Origin of the sequence: Streptomyces sp. RB17 (assembly GCF_009604455.1) — a bacterium.
GTDB lineage: Bacteria > Actinomycetota > Actinomycetes > Streptomycetales > Streptomycetaceae > Streptomyces.
In genome coordinates this window covers 154,095-169,900 of record NZ_WEGL01000008.1, presented here as the reverse complement: position 1 = coordinate 169,900, position 15,806 = coordinate 154,095, and the positions used below count along the sequence as shown (strand labels likewise).

The 15,806-nt window shown below is 71.3% G+C and carries 16 protein-coding genes; 4 read left to right on the top strand and 12 right to left on the bottom strand.

The window, feature by feature from the left end:
- Window position 1 precedes the first annotated feature (1 nt).
- The 6 genes from SRB17_RS32160 to SRB17_RS32135 form a co-directional block, all read right to left on the bottom strand.
- A complete protein-coding gene (locus SRB17_RS32160) occupies window positions 2–691 on the bottom strand; it encodes a response regulator (RefSeq protein ID WP_153543697.1) in 690 nt (229 codons plus the stop codon).
- A complete protein-coding gene (locus SRB17_RS32155) occupies window positions 688–3,243 on the bottom strand; it encodes a sensor histidine kinase (protein ID WP_153543696.1) in 2,556 nt (851 codons plus the stop codon). Before SRB17_RS32155 ends, SRB17_RS32160 begins: the two co-directional genes overlap by 4 nt.
- Window positions 3,244–3,379: 136 nt before the next feature.
- The gene (locus tag SRB17_RS32150; protein WP_153543695.1) at window positions 3,380–4,075 is read right to left on the bottom strand and encodes an ABC transporter ATP-binding protein; all 696 of its coding nucleotides are present in this window, start codon (window positions 4,073–4,075) and stop codon (window positions 3,380–3,382) included.
- Window positions 4,076–4,286: 211 nt separating this feature from the next.
- A complete protein-coding gene (locus SRB17_RS32145; RefSeq protein WP_323376545.1) occupies window positions 4,287–5,054 on the bottom strand; it encodes a DUF3710 domain-containing protein in 768 nt (255 codons plus the stop codon).
- A gap of 1 nt (window position 5,055) precedes the next feature.
- Window positions 5,056–5,607 carry a dUTP diphosphatase gene (gene dut / locus SRB17_RS32140; protein WP_323376544.1) on the bottom strand — a complete coding sequence of 184 codons (552 nt, stop codon included), beginning with the start codon at window positions 5,605–5,607 and terminating at the stop codon, window positions 5,056–5,058.
- Window positions 5,604–6,188, bottom strand: a complete 585-nt coding sequence (locus tag SRB17_RS32135; protein WP_323376543.1) for a PaaI family thioesterase — start codon at window positions 6,186–6,188, stop codon at window positions 5,604–5,606. Before SRB17_RS32135 ends, dut begins: the two co-directional genes overlap by 4 nt.
- A gap of 58 nt (window positions 6,189–6,246) precedes the next feature.
- On the opposite strand from SRB17_RS32135, the gene SRB17_RS32130 reads away from it, so the two are divergent.
- Window positions 6,247–6,711 carry a DUF3093 domain-containing protein gene (locus SRB17_RS32130; RefSeq protein ID WP_153543692.1) on the top strand — a complete coding sequence of 155 codons (465 nt, stop codon included), beginning with the start codon at window positions 6,247–6,249 and terminating at the stop codon, window positions 6,709–6,711.
- Here the strand turns inward: SRB17_RS32130 and SRB17_RS32125 are convergent.
- The 4 genes from SRB17_RS32125 to SRB17_RS32110 form a co-directional block, all read right to left on the bottom strand.
- A complete protein-coding gene (locus SRB17_RS32125; RefSeq protein WP_153543691.1) occupies window positions 6,708–7,661 on the bottom strand; it encodes a hypothetical protein in 954 nt (317 codons plus the stop codon). The genes SRB17_RS32130 and SRB17_RS32125 overlap by 4 nt on opposite strands.
- Before the next feature lie 13 nt (window positions 7,662–7,674).
- Window positions 7,675–7,971 (bottom strand): DUF4193 domain-containing protein, encoded by a 297-nt coding sequence (locus SRB17_RS32120; RefSeq protein WP_005481602.1) that lies wholly within the window; start codon window positions 7,969–7,971, stop codon window positions 7,675–7,677.
- 437 nt (window positions 7,972–8,408) lie between these two features.
- Window positions 8,409–9,719: a sensor histidine kinase gene (locus SRB17_RS32115; RefSeq protein WP_153543690.1), complete on the bottom strand. Its 1,311-nt coding sequence runs from the start codon at window positions 9,717–9,719 to the stop codon at window positions 8,409–8,411.
- A 6-nt stretch (window positions 9,720–9,725) separates the two neighbouring features.
- Window positions 9,726–10,379 (bottom strand): response regulator transcription factor, encoded by a 654-nt coding sequence (locus SRB17_RS32110; protein ID WP_031165802.1) that lies wholly within the window; start codon window positions 10,377–10,379, stop codon window positions 9,726–9,728.
- Window positions 10,380–10,796: 417 nt separating this feature from the next.
- Between SRB17_RS32110 and SRB17_RS45585 the strand changes: the two genes are divergently transcribed.
- On the top strand, window positions 10,797–10,970 hold the full coding sequence (locus SRB17_RS45585; RefSeq protein ID WP_023546087.1) for a hypothetical protein: 174 nt from the start codon (window positions 10,797–10,799) through the stop codon (window positions 10,968–10,970).
- Between the two features lie 81 nt (window positions 10,971–11,051).
- On the opposite strand, the gene SRB17_RS32105 is transcribed toward SRB17_RS45585, so the two are convergent.
- Window positions 11,052–11,867 (bottom strand): inositol monophosphatase family protein, encoded by an 816-nt coding sequence (locus SRB17_RS32105; RefSeq protein WP_323376542.1) that lies wholly within the window; start codon window positions 11,865–11,867, stop codon window positions 11,052–11,054.
- Between the two features lie 8 nt (window positions 11,868–11,875).
- Window positions 11,876–13,003 carry a ferrochelatase gene (locus tag SRB17_RS32100; RefSeq protein ID WP_153543689.1) on the bottom strand — a complete coding sequence of 376 codons (1,128 nt, stop codon included), beginning with the start codon at window positions 13,001–13,003 and terminating at the stop codon, window positions 11,876–11,878.
- 173 nt (window positions 13,004–13,176) lie between these two features.
- Between SRB17_RS32100 and SRB17_RS32095 the strand changes: the two genes are divergently transcribed.
- The gene (locus SRB17_RS32095) at window positions 13,177–14,415 is read left to right on the top strand and encodes an MFS transporter (protein ID WP_323376541.1); all 1,239 of its coding nucleotides are present in this window, start codon (window positions 13,177–13,179) and stop codon (window positions 14,413–14,415) included.
- A complete protein-coding gene (locus SRB17_RS32090; protein WP_153543687.1) occupies window positions 14,375–15,694 on the top strand; it encodes a D-arabinono-1,4-lactone oxidase in 1,320 nt (439 codons plus the stop codon). Before SRB17_RS32095 ends, SRB17_RS32090 begins: the two co-directional genes overlap by 41 nt.
- Window positions 15,695–15,806 lie beyond the last annotated feature (112 nt).

Here is a 15,806-nt window from a genome sequence, read left to right as displayed (position 1 = left end):
CTCACTTCTCGAAGCGATACCCCATCCCCGGCTCCGTGATGAAGTGCTGCGGGTGCGAGGGATCGGTCTCCAGTTTCCGCCGCAGCTGGGCCATGTACACGCGCAGGTAGTTGGTCTCGGTGCCGTACGACGGCCCCCACACCTCCTGCAGCAGCTGCTTCTGGCCGACCAGGCGGCCGGTGTTGCGGACCAGCACCTCCAGCAGGTGCCACTCGGTCGGGGTGAGACGGACGTCCCTGCCGGCGCGGTTGACCTTCTTGGCGGCCAGGTCGACGGTGAAGCCCTCGGTCTCGACGCTCGTGAGGTCGTCCTCGCCGGGCCCGACCGGCTCGGCCCGGCGTACGGCGGCCCGCAGCCGGGCCAGCAGCTCGTCCATACCGAAGGGCTTGGTGACGTAGTCGTCGGCGCCCGCGTCCAGCGCCTCGACCTTCTCGTCCGAGGAGTGCCGGGCGGACAGCACCAGGATGGGCACTCGGGTCCAGCCGCGCAGGCCCCTGATCACCTCGACGCCGTCCATGTCGGGCAGGCCCAGGTCGAGCACGACCACGTCAGGATGCCGGGAGGCGGCGAGTTCGAGGGCGGTACGGCCGTCGGGCGCCGCGTCGACCTCGTACTTGCGCGCCTTGAGGTTGATCACGAGGGCGCGCACGATCTGCGGCTCGTCCTCGACCACGAGCACCCGGGTCGTCATAGGGTCTGCCTTTCTGGTTCTGCGATGTCCGCGCCCACCTCCTGGGGCTCCGGACCGGATCCTGCCGCCCGCAGGCTCAGGACCATGGTGAGTCCGCCACCGGGTGTGTCCTCCGCGTCGAGGGTGCCGCCCATGGCCTCGGCGAAGCCGCGGGCGACCGCGAGGCCGAGCCCGACCCCGGCACCGCGCGGGGCGTCACCGTACCGCTGGAACGGCTCGAAGATCCGGTCCTTGGCCTCGTCCGGCACGCCCGGCCCGCGGTCCACCACGCGCACCTCGACCCGGTCGGCTATGGCGCTGGCGGAGACCAGCACGGGCCGGCCGTTCGGGCCGTACTTGACGGCGTTCTCCACCAGGTTCGCCACGGACCGCTCCAGCAGCCCGGGATCGACCTCGACCATCGGCAGGCTCTCGGGCACGTCCAGCTCGACGCTGCCCTCCGGGACGCCCCCGAGTGCCATCGGTACGACCTCGTCGACGTCGATCTCGCGGATCAGCGGGGTGACCGTACCGGTCTGCAGGCGGGACATGTCGAGAAGGTTGCCGACGAGGTGGTCCAGCCGGTCGGCGCCCTCCTCGATCGCGGCCAGCAGCTCCGCCCGGTCCTCGTCCGACCATTCGATGTCGTCGGAGCGCAGCGAGGACACCGACGCCTTGATGCCGGCCAGCGGGGTGCGCAGGTCGTGGCTGACGGCGGCGAGCAGGGCGGTGCGGATGCGGTTGCCCTCGGCGAGCGCGCGGGCCTGGTCGGCCTCCTCCTGCAGGCGCCGCCGGTCCAGGGCGACGGCGGCCTGCGCGGCGAACGCGGCGAGCACCCGGCGGTCCTCGGCGGGCAGCACCCGTCCGGTGAGCGCGAGCGCCATGTGGTCTCCGACCGGCATGTCGACGTCGGCGTCCTCGGGCCGCTGCAGCGGCCGCCCGAATCCGGCCCGCCCTGCGCAGGTCCACGGCTCGGTGTCGCCGGCCCGTTCCAGCAGCGCGGCCGACTCCATCGCGAAGGTCTCGCGGACCCGCTCCAGCAGTTCCTCCAGGCTGGTCTCGCCGCGCAGCACGTTCCCGGCGAGGAAGGAGAGTATCTCCGACTCGGCGCGCAGCCGGGCGGCCTGGTGGGTGCGCCGGGCTGCGAGGTCCACCACCGAGGCCACCGACATGCCGACGCCGAAGAAGATCGCGATGGCGACGATGTTCTTGGGGTCGGCGATGGTCAGCCGGTGCAGCGGCGGGGTGTAGAAGTAGTTCAGCAGCAGCGAGCCGAAGGCCGCCGAGGCCAGCGCGGGCAGCAGGCCGCCGAGCAGCGCCGCCGCGACGGTGACGGACAGGAACAGCAGCATGTCGTTGGCGAGGCCCAGGGCGACGGTGTTCAGCAGCACCGCGAGGATCGCCGGGCCCACCAGGCCCACCGCCCAGCCCCAGATGATCCGCGCCCGCCCGAGCCGCCCGCCCCGGGCCACGGGCAGTCCGCGGCCCTTGGCGACCTCCTCGTGGGTGACGATGTGGACGTCGAGGTCGGGCCCGGAGTCCCGGGCGACCGTGGCGCCGACGCCGGGCCCGAAGACGTACTGCCAGGCCTTGCGGCGCGAGGAGCCCAGCACGATCTGGGTGGCGTTCACGCCCCGCGCGAAGTCCAGCAGGGCGGCCGGTATGTCGTCGCCGACCACGTGGTGGAAGGTGCCGCCGAGATCCTCCACCAGGGTGCGCTGGACGGCCAGTTCCTTCGGGGAGGCCGAGGTCAGCCCGTCGCTGCGGGCTATGTACACGGCGAGCACCTCGCCGCCGGCGCCCTTCTCCGCGAGCCGTGCGGCACGCCGTATCAGGGTGCGCCCCTCGGGCCCGCCGGTCAGGCCGACCACGATCCGCTCCCGCGAGCCCCAGATCCTGGAGACCCCATGCTCGCTGCGGTAGGCGTTCAGGTACTCGTCGACCCGGTCCGCGACCCACAGCAGCGCCAGCTCCCGCAGCGCGGTGAGGTTTCCGGGGCGGAAGTAGTTGGACAGGGCCGCGTCGACCTTGTCCGGCTTGTAGATGTTGCCGTGCGCCATCCGGCGGCGCAGCGCCTCCGGGGACATGTCGACCAGCTCGATCTGGTCCGCCCGCCGTACCACCTCGTCCGGAACGGTCTCACGCTGCCGCACGCCCGTGATCGACTCCACCACATCACCGAGTGACTCCAGGTGCTGGATGTTGACGGTCGACACCACGTCGATCCCGGCCGCGAGCAGCTCCTCCACGTCCTGCCAGCGCTTGGCGTTGCGGGAGCCGGGAACGTTGGTGTGGGCGAGCTCGTCCACCAGGGCCACGGCCGGCGCCCGGCGCAGCACGGCGTCGACGTCCATCTCGCCGAAATGGGTGCCCCGGTACTCCAGCCGGCTGCGCGGCACCTGCTCCAGGCCGTGCAGCATCACCTCCGTACGCGGCCGTTCGTGGGGCTCGACGAAACCCACGACACAGTCGGTGCCCCGCTCCACACGGCGGTGCGCCTCGGAGAGCATGGCGTAGGTCTTGCCGACGCCCGGTGCCGCGCCGAGGTAGATCCGAAGCTTGCCGCGTGCCATGGTCCCATTGTCTTCCCGTGACTACTGCGTACGCAGCGTCGACCTTACGGCCCACAATCACGGCAAACGGGACAGGCGGGCGTCCGGCGGACAACTTTGACGCATCCCTGATGAGCGCCTCGACCGGCCGCCCTGCTCAGTGCTCGGTGATCTCGCCGTCACGCAGTTCCAGCACCCGGTCGGCCAGGTCGAGGAGGGTCGCGTCGTGCGTGGCGACCAGCGCGGTGGCCTGCTCGCTGCGTACGACGGCCCGGAGCAGCTCCATGACGGCGTGCCCGGTCTCGGCGTCGAGCTGGCCGGTCGGTTCGTCGGCGATCAGCAGGGCCGGCCGGTTGGCGAGCGCGCGGGCGATGGCGACCCGCTGCTGCTGCCCGCCGGACAGCTCACCGGGCCGCTGGGCGGCGTGCCCCGCCAGGCCGACGAGGGAGAGCAGCAGCTCGACCCGCTCCTCGCGCTCGCGCGGGTCGGCGCGGCGCAGCCTGAGCGGTACGCCGACGTTCTCGGCCGCGGTGAGGATCGGGATGAGCCCGAAGGACTGGAAGACGAACCCGACCCGGTCCCGGCGCAGCCGCAGCAGCTCGCTCTCGCCCAGCTCCCCCAGCTGCTTCCCGTCGACCTCGACCCGCCCCCGGTCGGGTGTGTCGAGCCCGCCGACGATGTTCAGCAGGGTCGTCTTCCCGGACCCGGAACGCCCCTTCAGCGCGACCAGTTCCCCACGCCGCACCTCGAGGGACACGCCGCGCAACGCATGCACGGCCGCGACCCCCCGCCCGTACGACTTGTGCACGTCCTCGACCCGCACCATGGTCTCGGTGGCCACCCGACCGCCCATACCGCCTCCCCCATCGATCGGGCGCCAGTATGGCGCCCCGTGAGGGGCGCGGGACAGTGTCTGATATCCGGCTACCGCCGCGTGGGCGCGAGGGACCACAACGACCCCGCACCCGGTCACTGCGCGAAACCCCCAACGGCGAGACCCCGAAAAACGGGCCGCACCCCTCAAAGGCACGGCCCGTACATCCCTGCTGAACCCAGCGGAGCGCCTAGCGGACCTCGGTGATCTCCGGGCCCCGCTGCAGTTGCCCCATGCCCCCGGAGAAGCGCGACCCCTCCTCCTGCTGGACCCCTTCGGGAACCATCTGCGCGTCGTTCGGCAGCTTGAGGACGATCGGGTCGCGCGGCGCCATCGGCCCTTCACCTCGGACCACGACCGTGTCACGGAAGATCTGCTCCAGCAGCCCGGCGGCCTGCGGCTGCACCGCGCCCTGCCCGGAGATCACACCGCGCAGGAACCAGCGCGGGCCGTCCACGCCCACGAACCGCACGACCTGGAAGCCACCCGTGCCGTCCGGAAGCTGCACCGGCACCTGCGCCCGCAGCTCCCACCCCAGGGGGCCCTCGACCTCGTCGACGATGCCACCCTGCTGGGTGATGCCGGACGCGATCTCGTCGCGGACCTCGCCCCAGATGCCCTCGCGCTTGGGCGCGGCGAAGGCCTGGAGCTGGACGGCGCTGTCGCGCAGCACGACGGTCGCGGCGACGATCGCGTCACCGGCGACCTCGACCCTGAGCTCCATGCCGTCCACGCCCGGGACGAACAGACCGCCGAGATCGACGCGGCCCTCGGCCGGATCGCGCACCTCGCTGCTGTCCCACGGCCCGTCGGGCCGGGGCCCGGGCTCCAGCCGGACGCGCTCGCGCTCGGCCTCTGCCTCTTCCTCGTCCGCCTCGGTGTCGACGCTGTCGACGACCTGCTCGGCCTCGCCGGCCGCGTCCTCGGCGGCACCCTTCTTCTTGCGACGTCCGAACACGTCACTGTCCTTCCCGGTCGGATACGACCGAAGCGTATCGATTCCCACCCGTCGGACCGCCATCGGCGGCCTGACCGCTTGTGCCGCTCTCGCCGCCCACCGCGGCATGGCCGCCGGTGGACCCGAAGCCCCCTTCGGCCCGCGTCGAATCGGGAAGCTCCGCGACCTGTCGGAAGCGGACCCTCTCGACCTGCTGGACGACCAGTTGGGCAATCCGGTCGAAGCGCTCGAACCGCACGCTCTCGCGCGGGTCGAGGTTCACCACGATCACCTTGATCTCCCCACGGTACCCGGCATCAACCGTCCCCGGGGCATTGACGAGGGCGACACCGCAGCGAGCGGCGAGACCGGAGCGCGGGTGCACGAAGGCCGCGTACCCCTCGGGCAGGGCGATCGACACCCCGGTGGGGAGCACGGCCCGCTCCCCGGGCGCCAGGTCGCACGGCTCGGTGGTGCGCAGATCGGCTCCGGCGTCCCCCGGATGCTCGTACGCCGGAAGCGGTACGTCCGGGTCGACACGCCGGATCAGCACGTCGAGGGGGCTACGGCTCACGGGTTCACCTCGAAGGCGCGGGCACGGCGGATCTGGTCCGGGTCGCTCATGGCGGCCTGGATCTCCTGCTTGCGGCCATGGTCGATGAAGTGGTCGACCTTGACCTCGATGAAGAGGGCGTCGGCACGGACCGCGAGGGGGCCGTCGGGGCCGCCGATGCGTCCCTTGGCGGTGGAGTAGATCTTCCGGCCGGCGACGGCGGTGACCTCGGCCTCCAGGTACAGCGTGGTGCCGACGGGCACGGGCCGCACGAAGTCGGTCTCCAGGCGTCCCGTCACGGCGATGGTCCGCAGCAGCCAGTTCAGCGAGCCCAGCGTCTCGTCGAGGGCCGTGGCCAGCACTCCGCCGTGCGCGAGGCCCGGGGCGCCCTGGTGGGCGGGCTGGACGGTGAACTCGGCGGTCAGCGAGACACCGTCGCCGGCCCGGGCCTCCAGGTGCAGTCCGTGGGACTGCCCGGGGCCACAGCCGAAACAGTGTTCGTAGTGGGCACCGAGAAGTTCCCCGGGCGCGGGCGCGTCGGGGTGCCGTACCGGTTTCACCGCGTCGACAGGAGGCTGAAGGCTTGCGGAACTACCACTCACAGGCGCAGACCTTACCCGCGCGTCGGCGGTGCGCGGATGCCGTGCCAAGCTTGGATTCATGCAGCTCTCCGCCACCCCGTACGAAGAACGCCTCACCGCCCCCCGCTCGTGGTGGCTGATCAGCTTCCTCGTGGGCGTCTCCTTCGCCCTCGTCCTGCTTCCCTTCGGCACCCTGCCGCTGCTCGGCGGCCTGGTCGGTGGTACGGCCGCGGCGGCGGTGGTGGCCAGCGCGTACGGCTCCCTGCGCATCCGGATCGTGGGCGACTCACTGATCGCGGGCGAGGCGAAGATCCCGGTGTCGGCGCTGGGCGAGGCGGAGGTGCTGGACGCGGAGGAGGCCCGCGCCTGGCGGACGTACAAGGCCGACACCCGCGCCTTCCTGCTGCTGCGCGCCTACATCCCCACGGCGCTCCGGGTGCAGGTCACGGACCCCGAGGACCCGACGCCGTACCTGTATCTGTCGACGCGCGAGCCGGAGCGGCTGGCGGCGGCGATCGAGGCGGCCCGGAAGGCCGACGCCTAGAGCTCTTCGGGGAGGTCGCGCAGCTGCAGGGGCTCCGCGGGTTCCTCCAGCGGCGGAAGCTCCGCCAGCTCCTCCCACGGAACCTGGATCTTGCGCAGGTCGGCCCGGATGCGGGCGGCGAGCCTCTTGGTGTCCCTGCGGTTCAGGACCGCCCCGACCGCGGCACCCACCATGAACGGCATGAGGTTGGGCAGGTCGCGGACCATCCGCTTCATGATCTGCTGGCGCAGTTCGCGCTTCATGCGGACGCTGAGGGCCGCGTCGTACGTCGACGGCTTCATCACGTCGATCCCGCGCTCCCCCGACCAGGAGGACAGATACGCGGCACTGCGGATCCTGAGGTTTCCGGGCGGTCGTACGCCGTAGACCTCGTGCAGCTCGGCGATGAGCTTCAGCTCGATCGCCGCGACCCCGGTGATCTCCGCGGCCAGTTCGGTCGGCATCGCGGGCGGCACCGGCAGCATCGCCGCCGCTCCGATCCCGGCTCCGACCGTCGAGGTGCCGGCCGCCGCGCCCGCCACCAGCTTGTCGGCGAGCTCTTCGGGCCCGAGGCCCGGGAACTGCCGGCGCAGGGTCGCGAGGTCGCGTACGGGGACACGCGGGGCGATCTCGATGATCCGGTCCGCGAGGTAGGCCAGGCCCGCGCGGGCGCGGCTGCCGCCCCTGCGGGCCCCTTCCCGGGCCATGTCACGGGCCTTTCCGCCCATCACCGTGGCCCTCCCCCAAGCTTTCAACTCCGTTCGGGTCGGGGGGATCCCCAGCCGGGCGGCGGGCGTGGGCTGCCGCACCGGCGCCGGGTGGTCTGCCCGGTCGTTCGCCGGTTCGAGCGGGGCCACCACTCCGGGTGCGCCCCGCTCGTCCTCACGCGCGCCGTACGAGCCGTCGGACGGCCCTTCGTCCGCTTTCCCCAAGGAGAAGCGGTGCTTCCGGGGAGGGGTCGAGCCAGTCATGGCCGACCCGACCTCAGTCGCAGTCGCGGCAGATCGGCTGACCGTTCTTCTCACGGGCCAGCTGGCTGCGGTGGTGCACCAGGAAGCAGCTCATGCAGGTGAACTCGTCCTGCTGCTTCGGCAGCACACGGACGGCCAACTCCTCGTTCGAGAGGTCGGCGCCGGGAAGTTCGAGGCCTTCGGCGGCCTCGAACTCGTCGACGTCCACCGCCGAGGTGGACTTGTCGTTCCTCCTGGCCTTCAGCTCTTCAAGGCTGTCCGAGTCGACGTCGTCGTCGGTCTTGCGTGGAGTGTCGTAATCGGTTGCCATATCGCTCTCCCCCTCTGGGTGTCTGCGGTGTCTCCAGCGCACGTAACGCGTGAGAGGCCGGACTTGTGCCCGACCTGAGGCGGAGATTTTGCCTCACATCAAGGTCTGTTACTCAATCGACACCCAATCCGATCTCTCAAGAGTGAGCGGCTTGGATGGCGGTGAGGACCGTACACGGTTGGAATGCCGCACCTCAAAGGCGCCTCACCGTGTACTTCCCGTGATCAAGTGCCCTGAAAACCAGGACTTTCCCGGCTTTCCGCCATGTTTCATGATCACAGAGAGTACATGGCTGAAAATCCGCGCATGTGATCGATCACACAAGGGGAAGCTCATTCGGCGGATGAAAAATTCCGCGTGAAGCGAACACCCCTCGCGTGTGTCGGCCCCCCGTCCGGAGGCGGCCCGGTCACGGAACACAACCGCTCGGTCACACATCACAGCGGCAGGGTGACCCGCATCACCAGACCGCCGCCCTCACGGGGCTGCGCCACGATGTGGCCGCCGTGCGCGCGGGCCACGGACCGGACGATGGACAGGCCGAGGCCCACACCCTTGTCGCTGCCCGTGCGCTCCGTACGGAGCCGTCTGAAGGGCTCGAAGAGGTTGTCGATCTCGTACGCCGGCACCACCGGCCCGGTGTTCGTGACGGTCAGCACCGCCTGTCCGTGCTGGATCTCGGTGGCCACCTCGACCCAGCCGCCCTCCCCTCGCCCGCCACCACCCTTCTGAGGAAGCGCTTCGCGCTGCACCTCCTCATTGGCCACGTTGTACCGCACGGCGTTCTGCAGCAGGTTCAGCGCGATCCGCTCCAGCAGCACGCCGTTGCCCTGCACCACCGCGGGCTTGCGCTCGCCGCGGATCTTCACGCCCTTGGCCTCGGCCTCGGCGTGCACCTGGTCGATGGCCTGGCCGGCCACCTCGGCCAGGTCGACGGGCCCCCGCTCGACGATCTGGTTGTCGCTGCGAGCGAGCAGCAGCAGGCCCTCGACCAGCTGCTCGCTGCGCTCGTTGGTGGCCAGCAGCGTCTTGCCCAGCTGCTGCAGCTCCACCGGCGCGTCCGGGTCCGACAGATGCACCTCGAGGAGCGTTCTGTTGATCGCGAGCGGGGTGCGCAGCTCGTGGGAGGCGTTGCCGACGAAGCGCTGCTGGGCGGTGAAGGCCCGCTGCAGCCGCTCCAGCATGTCGTCGAAGGTGTCCGCCAGCTCCTTCAGCTCGTCGTCCGGGCCGTCCAGCTCGATCCGGCGGGACAGGTCTGAACCGGCCACCTGGCGGGCGGTGCGGGTGATCCGGCCGAGCGGGGACAGCACGCGGCCGGCCATCGCGTAACCGAACGCGAACGCGATCACGGCGAGGCCCAGCAGGGCCAGCAGCGAGCGGCTGAGCAGGTCGTCCAGGGCCGCCTGGCGCTGCTGGTCGACGCAATGGGCGATCGCGTCGTTGAAGTCCGACAGCGGCAGGCTGGTGCTGTTGATCGCGGTGATCGCGGGGCAGTTGTCGCTGGAGACCCGGATCGACGTACCGCTGACGATCTTGAACAGCGGCTGGTTGCCGGTGCTGATCGCCTGCGCGGCCAGCAGGTAGATGATCGACAGCAGCAGGATGCCGGCGATCAGGAACATGCCGCCGTACAGCAGCGTGAGCCGTATGCGGATGGTCGGGCGCAGCCACGGGAAGGGGGGCTGCGGCCTTCTGGGGTCCCAGGTGGGCTTCGGTGGCGCCTGGGGCGGCGCGGGTGTGGCGGCCATGGCCGATCAGATCCGGTAGCCGGAGCCGGGGACGGTGACGATCACCGGCGGCTCGCCCAGCTTGCGCCGCAGGGTCATCACGGTCACCCGCACGACGTTGGTGAACGGGTCGGTGTTCTCGTCCCAGGCCTTCTCCAGCAGCTGCTCGGCCGAGACCACGGCGCCCTCGCTGCGCATGAGCACCTCCAGCACCGCGAACTCCTTGGGCGCGAGCTGGATCTCCTTGCCGTCGCGGAAGACCTCGCGGCGGTTCGGGTCGAGCTTGATGCCGGCGCGCTCCAGGACCGGGGGCAGGGGAACGCTCGTACGACGGCCGAGGGCACGCACGCGTGCGATCAGCTCGCTGAACGCGAAGGGCTTGGGCAGATAGTCGTCGGCGCCGATCTCCAGGCCCTCGACACGGTCGCTGACGTCGCCGGACGCCGTGAGCATGAGCACGCGCGTGGGCATGCCCAGTTCGACGATCTTGCGGCAGACGTCGTCGCCGTGCACCAGCGGGAGGTCGCGGTCGAGGACGACCACGTCGTAGTCGTTGACGCCGATGCGCTCCAGGGCGGCCGCACCGTCGTACACGACGTCGACGGCCATGGCCTCCCGGCGCAGTCCGGTGGCCACCGCATCGGCGAGCAGTTGCTCGTCCTCGACGACGAGTACGCGCACGTCGCTTGTCCTTCCTCATGTCCACTCGCGTAGCGCACCGTGGGCGCGTGCGGGCAGGGGTGTTCGTGGGGTGTGACCTCCATCCTGCCCTTTTCGGCCGTAAGTCGGCTGTAAGGCGGGTTGTGGACCGCACGGATCCGCGCTCCGGGGCAGGAATACGAGACTTTCTCCTCCGGTTGAGGTTTCCGGATGAGGGAGCGGGGGGAGGACGGCTTTACACCCCGCGATCACGCTCTGCATGTGCCGCAGCACCATGCGGTACTCCGCGATCCGCTTCCGCAGAGTGGGCGCGGGTGTCCGGCACCGTCGCCGCCCGGCAGGGCAGCGCTGGGCACCCGCGAGAGACGTGATCGCCCCTTTCCCAAACAGGCACACCCCCGTGCCACCGACCCACGACCCAGGACGAGGGGGCGCAGCATGGACGCTTTCACCGCAGGACTTCTGCAGCGCATAAGGGCGACCGAGTCCGACCTGTCGCGGGCTCGTGACGAGGGTGACGACTTCCTCGTCGAAGTGGAGCAGGCAGAGCTCGACGACCTGCGACGCCTCGCCGCCGAACACGGTGTGGAGGTCGGCGCGTCACGCGTCTGATCGGCCCGAAAGCGCAAGAGGGGACCCCGGCGAATCCAGCGCCGGGGTCCCTTTGCGTTCAGCTGCCGGGGACGGTCACGCTCAGTCGTGCCACGCCCCGAAGTCCTCCAGCAACCGCTGCAGCGGCTCGAACACCCCCGGTGCGCCGGCGACGGTCAGCTCCGGCGACGGGCGCTCCCCGGGCCGCCCACCGACCAGCGCGCCCGCCTCCCGGGCGATCAGGTCGCCCGCCGCGAAGTCCCACGCGTTGAGCCCCCGCTCGAAGTACCCGTCGAGCCGGCCGCAGGCCACGTCGCACAGGTCGACCGCCGCCGAGCCGCCGCGCCGGATGTCCCGCAGCAGCGGGATCAGCCGGCCGGCCACCTCGGCCTGGTGGGCGCGGACCTCGGTGACGTAGTTGAAGCCGGTGGAGACCAGCGCCTGGTCCAGCGGGGGCGCGGGGCGACAGGCGAGCGCCCGCTCGCCCTCCCATGCGCCGGTGGCCCACGCGCCGCCCCCGCGCACGGCGTGGTACATCTCGCCGCGCATCGGAGCCGCGACGACACCCGCGACGGTCTCGCCGTCGTGCTCGGCGGCGATGGACACCGCCCAGGTCGGCAGCCCGTACAGATAGTTCACCGTGCCGTCGAGCGGGTCGATCACCCAGCGGACGCCGCTCGTGCCCGCCACGGAGGCGCCCTCCTCGCCGAGGAAGCCGTCGTCGGGACGGTGGCCGGAGATCAGGTCGGTGATCAGCTTCTCCGCCGCGATGTCCATCTCGGTGACGACGTCGATCGGGCTGGACTTGGTCCTCGCCACGGCCAGATCGGCCGGCCGGCCGTCCCGCAGCAGCTCACCGGCGCGGCGGGCGGCCTCCTGGGCCAGTTCCAGCAGTTCCCGGTGCAGGGGGTCGGTCACGGGTCTCCTCACGCGTAGGGGCTGTCGGCACCGGCGGCGGCCGGGTGCGGCGCCCGGGCGGGGCAGCAGCCGACCGGGCAGAGGTTGTGGCTCGCGCCCAGCGCGCCCAGGGCGCACGGGGTGACCTCCTGGCCGCGCTCCACGGCGGCGCGCTCCGTGATCAGGTCGCGGACGGCGGCGGCGAACCGGGGGTCGGCGCCAACGGTGGCCGAGCGGCGCACCGGCAGGCCCAGCTCCTCGGCCTTGGCCGTGGCCTCGGTGTCGAGGTCGTACAGGACCTCCATGTGGTCCGAGACGAACCCGATGGGCGCCATGACCACGGCCGGGACGCCCGCCGCGTGCTGCGCCTGGAGGTGGTCGCAGATGTCCGGCTCCAGCCACGGGATGTGCGGGGCGCCGGAACGCGACTGGTAGACCAGCCGCCAGGGGTGATCGACGCCGGTGCGCTCGCGGACCGCGTCGGCGATCAGCTGGGCCACGTCCAGATGCTGCTCGACGTAGGCGCCGCCCTCGCCGTGGGTCTCGACGGGGCCGGAGGTGTCGGCCGCGGAGGTCGGGATGGAGTGCGTGGTGAAGGCGATGTGGGCGCCCGCGCGAACGTCCTCGGGGAGGTCTTCGAGGGAGCGCAGCACGCCGTCGATCATGGGCTCGACGAAGCCGGGGTGGTTGAAGTAGTGCCGCAGCTTGTCGATCTTCGGCAGCGGCAGGCCCTCGGCCTCCAGGGTGGCCAGCGCGTCGGCGAGGTTCTCGCGGTACTGGCGGCAGCCCGAGTAGGAGGCGTAGGCGCTGGTGGCGAGCACGAGGACGCGGCGGCGGCCGTCGGCGACCATCTCGCGCAGGGTGTCCGTCAGATACGGCGCCCAGTTGCGGTTGCCCCAGTAGACCGGCAGGTCCAGGCCGTGCTCGGCGAAGTCCTTGCGCAGGGCGTCCAGCAGGGCGCGGTTCTGGCCGTTGATGGGGCTGACCCCGCCGAACAGGAAGTAGTGCTGCCCGACTTCCTTCAGGCGTTCCTTCGGGATGCCGCGCCCGCGCGTGACGTTCTCGAGGAACGGGACCACGTCGTCCGGGCCTTCGGGGCCGCCGAAGGAGAGCAGGAGGAGGGCGTCGTACGGGGTGGCATCGAGCGCGTCTGGCATGTCTCGATCCTGCCACCCGCTGCTGACGGCCGGGAAACAGTGGGGTGACGAGTCGGGTTCCAGTCGGTTTATGCCGGTATTTCCCGAGGTCATAAACCAGGTGCCATTAGGGTCACCTAACTCGTAAGCTGTATCAGCCGCATTGGCGCCTTACGAGCCGCTCCGGAGACCACGTGCCCAGCCCCTACAGAGCCCTGTTCGCCGAACCCGGCACCAAGGCGTTCTCCACCGCGGGATTCCTCGGCCGGATGCCGCTGTCGATGATGGGCATCGGCGTGGTCACGATGGTCTCGCAGCTGACCGGGCGCTACGGCCTCGCAGGGGCGCTGTCGGCCACCATCGCGCTGTCCGCCGCGGTCATCGGACCGCAGATCTCCCGGCTGGTCGACCGGCACGGGCAGCGCCGGGTGCTGCGTCCCGCGACCCTGGTGGCCCTCACGGCGGCGGCCGGGCTGCTGCTCACCGCGCATCTGAAGTGGCCGGACTGGCTGCTGTTCGGGTGCGCCGCCGGGATCGGCTCGGTGCCCAGCCTGGGCGCGATGATCCGGGCCCGCTGGGCGGCGCTGTACCGGGGCACCGACCGGCTGCACACCGCGTACTCGTTCGAGTCGGTCGTCGACGAGATCTGCTTCATCTTCGGCCCGATCATCTCCATCGGCCTGTCCACGGCCTGGTTCCCGGAGGCCGGGCCGCTGCTCGCCGCCTGCTTCCTGGCCGCGGGCGTCTTCTGGCTCACCGCCCAGCGCGCCACCGAGCCGGAGCCGCACCCGCGCGAGAAGCACGGCGGCGGTACGGCGCTGCGCTCGGCCGGGCTGCAGGTGCTCGTGGCGACCTTCGCGGCGACCGGCGCGATCTTCGGGTCCGTGGACGTGGTCACCGTGGCCTTCGCCGACGAGCGCGGCCACAAGAGCGCCGCGAGCGTGGTCCTGGCGCTGTACGCGGCGGGATCCTGTGTGGCCGGGGCGGTCTTCGGGCTGCTGCGGCTCGCCGGGGCTCCGGAACGCCGCTGGCTGCTGGGCGTGGCGGCGATGGCCGTGAGTATGATCCCCCTCCTACTGGTCGGAAACCTGCCGCTTCTGGCCGTGGCGCTGTTCGTTTCGGGGCTGTCCATCGCACCGACGATGATCACGACGATGTCCCTCATCGAAGAGCACGTACCTCGCGCACAGCTCACCGAGGGCATGACCTGGGTGAGCACCGGCCTCGCGGTCGGGGTCGCGCTCGGCTCGTCCGTGGCCGGCTCGGTGATCGACGCAGCCGGGGCGCGGGCCGGGTACGGGGTTCCGGCCGTGTCCGGGGCCGTCGCGGTCGCGGTCGGTTTCCTCGGGTACCGCCGGCTGCGCAGGCCGGCCGCGGGTCGGGGAGGCACCGTTGAGCAGCACAGCGAGCGGGAAGAACGGCACCTGGCGTAACTGGGGCGGGAACGTCTCGGCCCGGCCCGCGCGGCAGGTCGCGCCGGCCTCGGTTCAGGAGCTGGCGGCGGTGGTGCGCCGGGCCGCCGAGGACGGCCTGAAGGTGAAGGCCGTCGGCACCGGGCACTCCTTCACATCGATCGCGGCCACCGATGGTGTGTTGATCCGCCCTCAACTGTTGACGGGCATCCGCAGGATCGACCGCGAGTCCATGACGGTCACGGTCGAGGCCGGCACCCCGCTCAAGCGGCTCAATGCGGCTCTGGCACGCGAGGGTCTGTCGCTCACCAATATGGGCGACATCATGGAGCAGACCGTCTCCGGGGCCACCAGCACGGGGACGCACGGCACGGGCCGCGAGTCGGCCTCGATCGCCGCCCAGATCACCGGGCTCGAACTCGTCACGGCGGACGGCTCGGTGCTCACCTGCTCCGAGAAGGAGAATCCGGAGATCTTCGCGGCCGCCCGAATAGGCCTCGGCGCCCTCGGCGTCGTCACCGCGATCACCTTCGCCGTGGAGCCCGTCTTCCTGCTCACCGCGCGCGAGGAGCCGATGCCCCTCGACCGGGTCCTCGCCGAGTTCGATCAACTCTGGGCGGAGAACGAGCACTTCGAGTTCTACTGGTTCCCGCACACCGGCAACACCAACACCAAGCGGAACAACCGCAGCGCCGGCCCCGAGCAGCCCGTGGGGCAGCTGGCGGGCTGGTTCGAGGACGAGTTCCTCTCCAACGGAGTCTTCCGGGTGGCCCAGTGGGTCGGCCGCGCCGCCCCCGCCACCGTCCCGGCCATCGCGCAGATCTCCAGCAAGGCTCTGTCCGGGCGGACGTACACGGACATCCCGTACAAGGTCTTCACCTCGCCGCGCCGGGTGCGTTTCGTGGAGATGGAGTACGCCGTCCCGCGCGCGGCCCTGGTGGACACGCTGCGCGAGCTGAAGTCCATGGTCGACCGCTCGGGGCTGCGGGTCAGCTTCCCGGTCGAGGTGCGCACCGCCCCGGCCGACGACATCACCCTGTCCACCGCCTCGGGCCGGGACAGCGCCTATGTCGCCGTCCACATGTTCCGGGGCACGCCGTACCAGGCCTACTTCACCGCCGCCGAGCGGATCTTCACCGGGCACGAGGGCCGGCCGCACTGGGGCAAGGTGCACACCCGGGACGCCGAGTACTTCGCGCGCGTCTACCCGCGCTTCGGCGAGTTCACTGCCCTGAGGGACCGTCTTGACCCGGAACGCCTGTTCCAGAACGACTACTTGCGGAGGGTTCTGGGGTCGTAGGCGCAACGGCGGACCCGCTGGGCGTGGGGGCCGGAGAGGACGGGCTCGGGCCGTCGCCGGTCTCCCCGCCCGGGGGGTCGCCGGGCGACGGTGTCGCGCCGTGGGCCGTACC